4 protein-coding genes are annotated in these 10,525 nt (G+C 59.3%); all 4 read left to right on the forward strand.

From position 1 onward, the window contains the following. Positions 1-537 (forward strand): FAD-dependent oxidoreductase (locus tag RTK32_RS13015; protein ID WP_312044587.1); only part of this gene is annotated, 537 nt, incomplete at its 5' end. A 254-nt stretch (positions 538-791) separates the two neighbouring features. Next, positions 792-1,337, forward strand: a complete 546-nt coding sequence (locus RTK32_RS13020; protein ID WP_312044589.1) for a glycine zipper 2TM domain-containing protein — start codon at positions 792-794, stop codon at positions 1,335-1,337. Between the two features lie 622 nt (positions 1,338-1,959). After that, positions 1,960-3,624 (forward strand): ShlB/FhaC/HecB family hemolysin secretion/activation protein, encoded by a 1,665-nt coding sequence (locus tag RTK32_RS13025; protein WP_409451090.1) that lies wholly within the window; start codon positions 1,960-1,962, stop codon positions 3,622-3,624. A gap of 89 nt (positions 3,625-3,713) precedes the next feature. Then, the coding region (locus RTK32_RS13030; protein WP_312044593.1) for a filamentous hemagglutinin N-terminal domain-containing protein at positions 3,714-10,525 on the forward strand (6,812 nt) is incomplete at its 3' end.

Genomic DNA, 10,525 nt, shown 5'->3' on the forward strand with positions numbered 1-10,525 from the left:
CTGCACACCAAATCAGGCGAGTATATCAATGCCGATTTGATGGTCTGGGCCGCAGGCATCAAAGCCCCGGACTTTATGAAAGAGATTGGCGGGCTGGAAACGAACCGCATTAATCAGCTGGTAGTAGAGCCAACGCTGCAGACGACGCGCGATCCGGACATCTATGCGATTGGCGACTGTGCATCTTGTGCCCTGCCTTCAGGGGGATTTGTGCCGCCTCGTGCGCAATCCGCTCACCAGATGGCGTCGCGCGTGCTGGATAATATTCTGGCGCAGATGAAAGGACGCGAACAAAAAGCCTATGTTTATAAGGATCACGGCTCGCTGGTTTCGCTCTCTCGTTTCAGTACGGTAGGCAGCCTGATGGGTAACCTGATGCGTGGCTCAATGATGGTGGAAGGCCGTATTGCACGGTTTGTTTATATTTCGCTTTATCGTATGCATCAGGTCGCGCTGCACGGCTATTTCAGAACCGGGCTGATGATGCTGGTTGGCAGTATTAACCGGGTTATTCGTCCGCGGCTTAAGCTGCACTAAGTAAAATCAGGACCGCCTGAACTGGAGTTATCGGGCTTATAGCGCTCTGTGGCTATAAGCCTTCTCCCCGTCTCCTCCCTCCTAAGAACTCTCTTAAAAGCTTTTAGATTTGACTTTAGGTGATTATTTCGTCCTGAATTCTTATTGTCATTACTGGTCCTGATAAGCAAACTTTACCTGACAAAGCGCGTCGCGTACGGCCCGGTTCCGGTGGCAGGCGACGATGCGTAATAACTGTTTCAGGAGAGAGCCCTGTGAATAAATCAATGTTGGCAGGTATTGGAATCGGCGTAGCGGCCGCGTTGGGTGTGGCTGCGGTAGCAGGCATGAATGTATTCGAGCGTGGGCCGCAGTTTGCTCAGGTGCTCTCCGCGACGCCAATTAAAGAAACCACAAAAAATCCACGTCAGGAATGCCGTAACGTTACGCTGACTCACCGTCGCGCCGTGCAGGATGAAAACCGTATCGCCGGTTCCGTACTGGGTGCGGTAGCGGGTGGCGTGTTGGGTCACCAGTTTGGCGGCGGACGTGGACGTGATGTGGCTACCGTAGCGGGCGCGCTGGCTGGCGGCTACGGCGGTAACCAGGTACAGAGCGCCCTGCAGGATCGTGATACCTATACGACCACCGAGCAGCGCTGCAAAACCGTCTACGACAAGCAGGAAAAAACGCTGGGTTACGACGTCACCTACAAAATTGGCGACCAGCAGGGCAAAATCCGCATGGATAACGATCCCGGTACCCGCATTCCTTTAAACAGCAACGGCCAGCTGATCCTAAGTGGTCAGAACCAGGCGTAAGCCAGCTGGGTTGCCGTAACCAAAGCATAAGCATCAGCCTCCTCTTTAGAGGGGGCTTTTTTTTGCCCGGCCAAATGGGGTTACCCGCCTCCCTGAAATCCTGAGCTGCTGATAACGAAACAGGGGTTTAAACCAGGTTGTTTCTGAATTTACTCTGCATGGTGTTGACCTTATTAAGGGAGTTGGTTAGGACTTTGGGTGTCTTTTACATGACTTAAGTTAAATTTATATTGTTAAGCCTTATCATATCAACATTATCCCGCCTGACCCCGTAGAAAAACGACTTAAGATAACCTGAATGGCCCGCCGCGATAAGAGGGCTTGGTGCCTCTTTTTGATATAAATTATTGTTATATATTAAATAATTTCTTGCTGTCATTCCGGGCTTCGCCCAAAAGAACTTTTCAACCCGTCCTCAGGATTTTTAGTTACCCCCCTAATTAGTTAGTTATGTTGCTTTTTTAATTAACTCAAACCAGCCCCTAACGTAAGTTTTTTGTAAGTTTTTTCTTGAGGTTTGCCGCCGTGGGTGCATAATGTGCGCATAAAAATACCTTATACATATTTTGTTACATATTTGGTGGGTGCAGCGATGCAGGGCAAAAAAGGAATAAGCGGCGGCATGGTGCTGGCGATCGGGGTGCTTATCGGCTGCGGTACTGCTTATGCCGCGCCGGGCGATGAGCAAATCCAGCACCAGCAGGAACAGCAGAAGGCTCGCCAGCAACAGCTGACGCCGCAGGCACCTGATGTTCGGCTGGCAGAACCTGTCCCCGCACCTTCGCGGATAACTTTTCCGGATGAGAAACCCTGCTTTACGCTTCATCGCGTCTCGCTTTCCGGCCAGCAGGCGCTGCCGCACTGGGTGCCGTTGCAGCGGCTGGCAGACCAGGCCGTCGGCCATTGCCTGGGCGTGCAGGGCATCAATCAACTGATGAGCACGCTGCAAAATCGCCTGATCAACCACGGCTGGGTGACCACAAGAGTGCTGGCACCGCAGCAGGATCTGCGCCAGGGCGAGCTGAAACTGCTTATCGTGCCGGGCAAAACGGGCAGCGTAACCCTGACGCCTTCTTCCTCCCACTATGCCAGCCTGTGGTCGGCCATGCCGGCCCATACCGGCAACCTGCTGGATCTGCGTGATATCGAACAGGGGCTGGAAAACCTGCAGCGTCTGCCCACCGTAGAGGCGCACATGGCGCTGCGTCCCGGCCAGCAGCCGGGGGAAAGCGATATTGTTATCGAACGTACCCAGCGTCGTTTCTGGCGTGTGGGTGCATGGCTGGATGACTCCGGCACGGAGAGCACCGGACGCTATCAGAGCGGGGTGATGCTGGCGCTGGATAACCCGGCCTCCTTAAGCGATCTGTTTTACCTTACCGCCAGCCGCGATCTGGGTTTTGCCGGCCGGAAGAGCAGCAAAAGCCTGGCGGGACACTATTCGGTACCGCTTGGCTGGTGGCTGGTGGGCGTCACCGCCAGCGACTATGACTATCATCAGACGGTGGCGGGCTACAGCCGCGATTTCCTTTACGCCGGTAAAAGCCGCTCGCTGGATCTGCAGGTCAGCCGCGTGCTGCACCGCAACGCCACGTCTAAAACCACCGCCAGCGTGGACGTGCTGGTAAAAGATTCGCGCAATTTCATCAACGACACTGAGGTGGTCAGCCAGCAGCGCCGCACCAGCGCCTGGCGACTGGGACTTTCGCATCGCCACTATCTTGGCCCGGCCACGCTGGATGCGGGCGTCAGCTATCAGCGTGGAACTCGCTGGTTTGGCGCGCTGCCCGCGTGGGAAGAGTCTTATGACGACGCGACCTACGCTACCGCTTTATCAAAAATTCTCACCTGGCAGGCCGGGCTGAACGCGCCGTTCACGCTGGGAAAACAGCAGTTAAGTTACAACATCCAATATCGGCGGCAGATGAGCAACACGCCTTTGACGCCGCAGGATGAGTTCGCTATCGGCAACCGCTGGACGGTACGCGGCTTCGACGGTGAAAGAACGCTGAGCGGCAGCCGGGGCTGGACGCTGCAAAACACGCTGGCCTGGCGAACGCCGTTGCCAAGCCAGGAACTTTACCTGGGCGTGGACTATGGCGAAGTGGCCGGACACAGCACCGCGCTGCCCGGCCATCACCTGGCAGGCGGCGTCACCGGACTCCGCGGCAATATTGGCCCGGCGAACCTGAGCTACGACCTCTTTGCCGGGGTGCCACTGTCGAAGCCCGAAGGCTTCAAAACCGATCCGGCCACCTTCGGCTTCAGCCTTAACTGGAACTACTGATCCTTCAGCCTCAACCGGACCGACCCATCTTTCAGCCTCAACCGGCACTACCGATCCGCTCCTCTGCCTGACAAGGGACTGTGCGCATTATGAACAAGCTTTGCTATCGCATTATTTTTAATAAAGTTCGCGGCATGCTGATGGTGGTGCCGGATATCGCCCGCAGCGGCTATTCGCGCGTTGCGCGCAGCCGGCAGCGTGCCTCGCGTGCCCAAACGCAAGTGCGCATCAGTCCGCTCAGTTTTGCCCTGTGGCTGGCCGCTGGCGCGGTCACCTTACCGGCGCAGGCGAATATCGTGGCCGACAGCGGCGCGCCCGGTAACCAGCAGCCGACGGTAATGTCGACCGCCAACGGTCTGCCGCAGATTAATATCCAGACGCCGAACGGGCAGGGCGTTTCGCGCAACACGTACAGCCAGCTTGACGTTGACGAGCGCGGCGCCATCCTGAACAACAGCCATCAAAACACGCGCACCCAGCTGGGCGGCATGGTGGCGGCCAACCCGTGGCTTTCAAAACAGGAAGCCAGCGTCATCCTCAATGAAGTCAATAGCCGCGATCCCAGCAGGCTGAACGGCTTTATCGAGGTGGCCGGTAAACGTGCGGCGGTGGTCATCGCCAACCCGGCCGGCATCACCTGCAGCGGCTGCGGCTTTATTAACGCCAGCCGCAATACCCTGACCACGGGCCAGGCGGTGATGGAAAACGGCCAGCTGAAGGGCTTTGACGTGAATGGCGGCCGCATCAATATCACCGGTAAAGGCATGCAGGACAGCGAGGCAGACTATACGCAGCTTATCGCGCAGTCGGTCACGGTTAACGCCAGGATCCACGCCCATGAGCTTAACGTGGTCACCGGTAAAAATCAGGTCTCGGCCGGGGGCAACGTAACGGCGGTAAAAGCCAGTGATGACACTAATCGTCCCGCTTTTGCGCTGGATGTGGCGGCGCTTGGCGGCATGTATGCTAACAAAATCACCCTGACCGGCACCGAGAAGGGCGTCGGCGTGCGCAACGCGGGAGAGCTGGGCGCCAGCGTCGGTGAACTCAAACTGAGCGTGGACGGCAGGCTGGAAAACAGCGGCACGCTGCAAAGCGGTGGCGATCTGCAGGTTACCAGCCGCGACGATCAGCAAAACAGCGGCAAGATACTGGCGAAGCAAAACGTTACGCTGGCATCCGACGGCGAACTGCGTAACAGCGGCCTGATTGGTGCGGGCGGTAACGCCACGCTGACCGCCAACCGTATTACCAGCAGCAGTGATGGCACGTTGGCGGCTGGCGTGGACGACAGCGGCACGCTGGGCCAGCCGGGCAGTTTACTGCTGACCAGCCAGGGGGAACTGAAAGCGCAGGGTAAAAACCTGGCGCACAGCGCTGTTCAGGCGCAGGGCAGCCGCGTCGATCTTTCCGGCAGCCAGACCTCGGCAGAGGCAATTGCGCTGACCGCCACGCAGGGTGACGTTACGACCTCAGGCGCGACGGTAGCGGGCACCGCTGTTCAGGTGCAGGCCGCAACGCAGCTTAATAACGAGGGTGGCAAACTCTCCGCAGGCCGCCTGACCGTGGCCGTAAAAGATATTAACAATAACAACGGCCTGCTGCGGCAGCAAAACCACGAGGCGCTGACGCTGCATACCGGCACCCTGCAAAACAATCAGGGCACTATCGGTAACGAAGGCGATACTTCGTTGCAGGCCGACCGTATTGAAAACCGCAGCGGCCTGATTGCCGGTAACGGCAGTAACCTGACGGTTGACGCGCAGCAGTTAGAAAACCAGCAGGGAACCCTACAGCTGGCCGGTAGCGGCACGATGACGCTTAAGGCCGCGCAGCTGAACGGTAATCAGGGGAATTTGTTATCGGCAGGCGCACTGAACCTGACCGGTGGCCAGCTCGATCTTTCTCAGGGCCATACTCAGGCTCAGGCGTTAACGCTTAACGCGGAGAGCCTCAATCATCAACAGGGCCTGCTTTCACAACGCGGTGCGGGCGAGATGGCGCTGACGGTGGCCGGTTCGCTGGCCAACCAGGCCGGGCGGATTGAGAGCGGTGGCAATCTGCATCTGGCTGCAGGGTCGCTGGATAACAGCCACGGCACGCTGTTAGCAGCAGATAAGGGCAACCTGCAGCTCGCTGTCCGGGACGGGCTGACCAACAGTGCGGGCCAGCTGCTGGCCGGTCAGGATCTGGATCTGGCTGCTGGCCGCCTGGCTAACCAACAGGGCCTGGCCTCCGCTTCCGGCGGCAGTGCGCACGTAGAGACTCAGCAGGACATTAACAATACACAAGGTCGCATTGAAGCCGCCCGCCAGCTCACTACGCGCAGCCAGGGACTGGCTAACCAGGGCGGTACGCTGCTGGGCGAGGGCGTGCTCGTCGATACGCAGCAGGGCGAGCTGAACAATACCGCTGGCAATGTGGTCGCGAAACAGGGGCTAACCCTGACCAGCAGCGGCGCAGATAACAGCGGCGGTCTGATCCAGTCCGGCGGCGACCTGACGATGGATACCCATGGCGAGCGCCTGGTTAATGCTGAAAGCGGTCATGCCGGTATCCTCAGCGGCGGGGCTCTGACGCTCGCCAGCGGCGACCTGGATAACCATCATGGCGTTATCGCCTCAACAGGCGGCCTGTCCGTTAACAGCGGCAACCTGACCAATAAAGACGGCATGATGGTTTCCGGTGGGACGTTAACGCTGGGCACCGACGCCGTTGATAACCAGCGGGGATTGCTGCAGGCGAATAAAGCGCTGACGCTTGATACGCATGGCGCCCGGTTAACCAACAGCGACAGCGGCGAGCGCGGCGGTATTGTGACGCAAAACGATCTGCAGCTGGCGACCGGGCAGATTGAGGGCGAAAACGGGGTGATTCAGGGACGCAACGTCGCCATCGACACCCATCAACAGCAATTCAATCACCAGGCTGGTTTCCTCAGCGCGGAGAAGGATTTGCAGCTGGAAAGCGGCGAGCTGAACAATGCTGCCGGGCGCATTCAGTCCGGCGGTGTTATGCAGCTGGATACGCACGGACAGGCTTTATTAAATCAACGAAGCGGAACCTCCGGCGGGATTATTGCGGGCGACGATCTGAGCCTGAAGAGCGGTAACCTGGATAACAGTGCCGGTCTGCTGAGCGCGGCAGGCGCTGTTCAACTGAGCGGCGGCACGCTGGACAACGCCGACGGCACGCTGGCGGCGGACAAAGAATTAATGTTGGTTACCGGTGCCGTAAACAATCAGCGCGGCCTGCTTCAGGCGGGCGATGCGCTGTCGCTGGACACTCAAGGCGAGCGGCTGACTAACACGGAAAGCGGCACGCGAGGCGGACTGGTTTCGGGCGGCGATATGCGCATCTCTGGCGGGCCGATCGACGGCAGCAAGGGCGTGATGCTGGGCCGCAACATCACCATCGATACGCACCAGCAGGCTTTCGATCATCAGCAGGGTCAGCTGGGCGCGCGCGGCACGCTGACGCTGGATAGCGGCGAGCTGAACAATCGCGCGGGCAGGATTGAATCTGCTCAGGACTTACAGCTGGATACTCACGGTAACCGTTTTATCAACAGCGACAGCGGCGCAGCGGGCGGCCTGTTTAGCGGCGGTGAGCTGACGCTTCGCTCAGGTAGCCTGGTCAATCAGGCCGGTCTCCTCACCGGCAAAACCGGTGCGGATATCATCACCGGCGGGGTGGATAATCAGAGTGGCGTGCTGACCGGCGGCAGCGGGGCGCTCAGCCTGAGCGCGGGCAACGTGCAGAACCAGGGCGGCCTGTTACAGGCGGGCACTGACCTGACGCTGGACACCCACGGGCAGGCGCTGATCAACAGCGACAGCGGCAGCCAGCGCGGCATCGTGGCCATGCGCAATCTGGACGTGCACAGCGGCACGACGGATAACCACTCCGGCTTTATTGCCGCCGGGGAGCGGGCCACGCTACAGACCGGCGAGCTGAACAACAGCCAGGGCCAGCTGGCGGGCAACGGCACGCTGATCCTTAACAGCGGGGCGGTGAATAACAGCGACGGCAAATTACAATCGGCTGGCGATATCCTTATCAATACCGCAGGCCAGACGCTAACTAACCAGCGCGGGCTGATCGCCGGATCGGGCAACACCCGCATTGACAGCGGGCTGCTGGACAACCAGCAGGGACAAATTCAGGGCGGCAGCGATCTGACGCTGCACATGGGGCAGAACGCGCTGCAAAACCAGAAGGGCAAATTGTTCTCTGCGGGCACGCTGACGCTGACAGCGGCACAGCTTGTTAATCAGGCTGGTCAGCTGCAAAGCGTAGGTGACGCCAACCTGACACTGGCGCAGCAGCTCGACAACACGGGTGGCTTGATCCACGGTGGCCAGACGCTGGCCATTACCGCCCCGCAGCTGATTAACCGCAATACGCGACAGGGTGATAAAGGGATTGAGGCCGGTAACCTGACGCTGCAGGCCGACACGCTGGATAACAGCCAGGGTGCGCTGCGGGCGACGTCACGCCTGGCGCTGCTGGTGCGCCAGGCGCTGACGAATGCAGGCGGGCTGATCTCCTCGGCGGATACGCTGATCGTTCAGGACGCCGCACAGGGGCAGGCGCTGGCCATCAATAACCGCCAGGGGACGCTGATCGCTGACCGTGACGGGCAGATTAGCGCCGCGTCGCTAAGCGGTGACGGGCAGATCCTGTCGCAGGGCGATCTGGGCATCATGCTGGCGGGGGATTTCCATAACCAGGCGGCGGTTAAAGCCAACGGCACGCTGCGGCTGACCACCGGCGGCAGCATCACGAACGACGGTACCCTGACCGCGCAGCAGGCGCTCTGGCTCTCTGCGCAGGACGTTACCAACCGGGCGAAAGGGGAAATCAGCGCGCAGGAAACCCATATCGCTGCCGCGAATAACCTTAACAATACCGGCCTGATCGACGGTGCGCTGACGCATCTTACCGCTAACATTCTGACCAACACCGGCACAGGGCGTATCTATGGCGATGCCATTGCCATTGCCGCTACGGTGCTGAATAACCTCAGCAGCGGCGGCAAGGCGGCGGTTATCGCCGCGCGCAACCGTCTGGATATCGCTGCCGGTACGGTAAATAACCGGGATCACGCGCTGATTTACAGCGATGGCGATCTGCACTTCGGCGGCTATCTGGATGGTGACTATCACGCGGCCGGACAGGGCGGCCAGCTGAATAACAGCGGTGCCACTATCGAAGCGGGGCGGGATGCGTTTATTTCTATGGCGGAAGTGAACAACGATAACCGCCGTTTGACCACCCAAATCGTGACCACGGAAAACGCCCCGCATCACGATGTGGTGCTCAAAGGCCATACCGATCGTTTTAACTGGGATGAGGTGAATACCAGCCATAAAAACAAATATGGTGTGCACAGTGCTGACATGCCGGACGGCACCAGCGGCCACGAATTTTATGAATACACCTACCAGCGGGTCGTCAAAGAAACGCAGATCAAAGAGAGCGATCCGGGCAAAATCCTGTCGGGCGGCAACATGACTTTTACCGCCGGTCGTCTCGCCAACCACGACAGCCAGATTGTGGCCGGTGCGGCCCTGGGCGGTCAGATTGACGAGCTGAATAACGAGGCCACCAAAGGCACGCGTGTCACGACGGACAAAGGCAAAGCGGTGCGCTGGTATGCCAAAAAGAAGAAAAAGAAATTTGGCGGCACCAAAACGTCGCAGGGTAAAAGCAGCAGCACCTATAAGCCCGCTGCCGTCACCGAAACTATCGATCTGAAAACGGTGAGCTGGCAGGCGAACGCCGCGCCGCAGGGCAGCGGCTATCAGAACGGCGGTCGCCAGCAGCAGACGGTGGCTAACCGGGCCGACGCTATCGGTGCGGTAAAAGGGCAGCAGGCAAAAACGGCGGTTGCGCTGGGGGCCGTAGAGGGCGGCAACGCCACGCCGCTACCAGCAGGACAACGCTATGACAGCACGTTAACACTTGATAAACTTAGTGAAGTGCAGGATCGGCCGCTGCTGCTGCCGGTAGGACAGCAGTTTTCCCTGACGCTGCCCGCCACGGTCGTTGACGGACAGCGCATCACGCCGGTGATCCGGGCGATCTCGCCGGATACCCGTTTGCCGGACAACAGCCTGTTTAACCTGCAGCCCGCCAGCGACAGCCATTATCTGGTGGAAACCGATCCGCGCTTCGCGAACCAGAAGCAGTGGCTGAGCAGCGACTATATGCAGAACGCGCTGCCCTCGGACGGCAGCCAGATGCTGAAAAGGCTGGGCGACGGCTTCTATGAGCAGCGTCTGGTGCGCGACCAGGTCACGCAGCTGACCGGCAGCCGCTATCTCAGCGGCTACGGCAACGATGAGGATCAGTATCGCGAGCTGATGAATAATGGGGTAGCCTTTGGTAAAAGCTACCAGCTACAGCTGGGCGTGGCCCTGACGCCGGCGCAGATGGCCTTGTTAACCAGTGATATTGTCTGGCTGGTGAACAAAACGGTGACCCTGCCTGACGGCACGCAGCAAAACGTGCTGGTGCCGCAGGTCTATGCGAAGCTGAAAGAAGGGGATCTGACCGGCGACGGCGCGTTGCTCGGGGGCGGTAGCGTGGCTCTTCATGCCGAAAAAGACATCACCAACAGCGGCACCATCAAAGGGCGCGACGTGACGCAGCTGACGGCGCAGTCGCTGACTAACAGCGGCTACATCGGCGGCAACCGGGTGAGCCTGACCGCCCGTCAGGATATTAATAACCTCGGCGGCACACTGAGCGGTGATAAATCCCTCTCGCTGCTGGCAGGGCGTGACATCACCAGCCAGTCCATGCTGCGCGGCAACGGCACGGACAAATGGGTGGATCGTCCGGCAGGTATCTACGTACAGGGCACCGACGGCGTGCTGTCGCTGAATGCGCTGAA

It is taken from the genome of Erwinia sp. (genome assembly GCF_031978025.1).
In the GTDB taxonomy this organism is placed as follows: Bacteria; Pseudomonadota; Gammaproteobacteria; order Enterobacterales; family Enterobacteriaceae; genus Erwinia.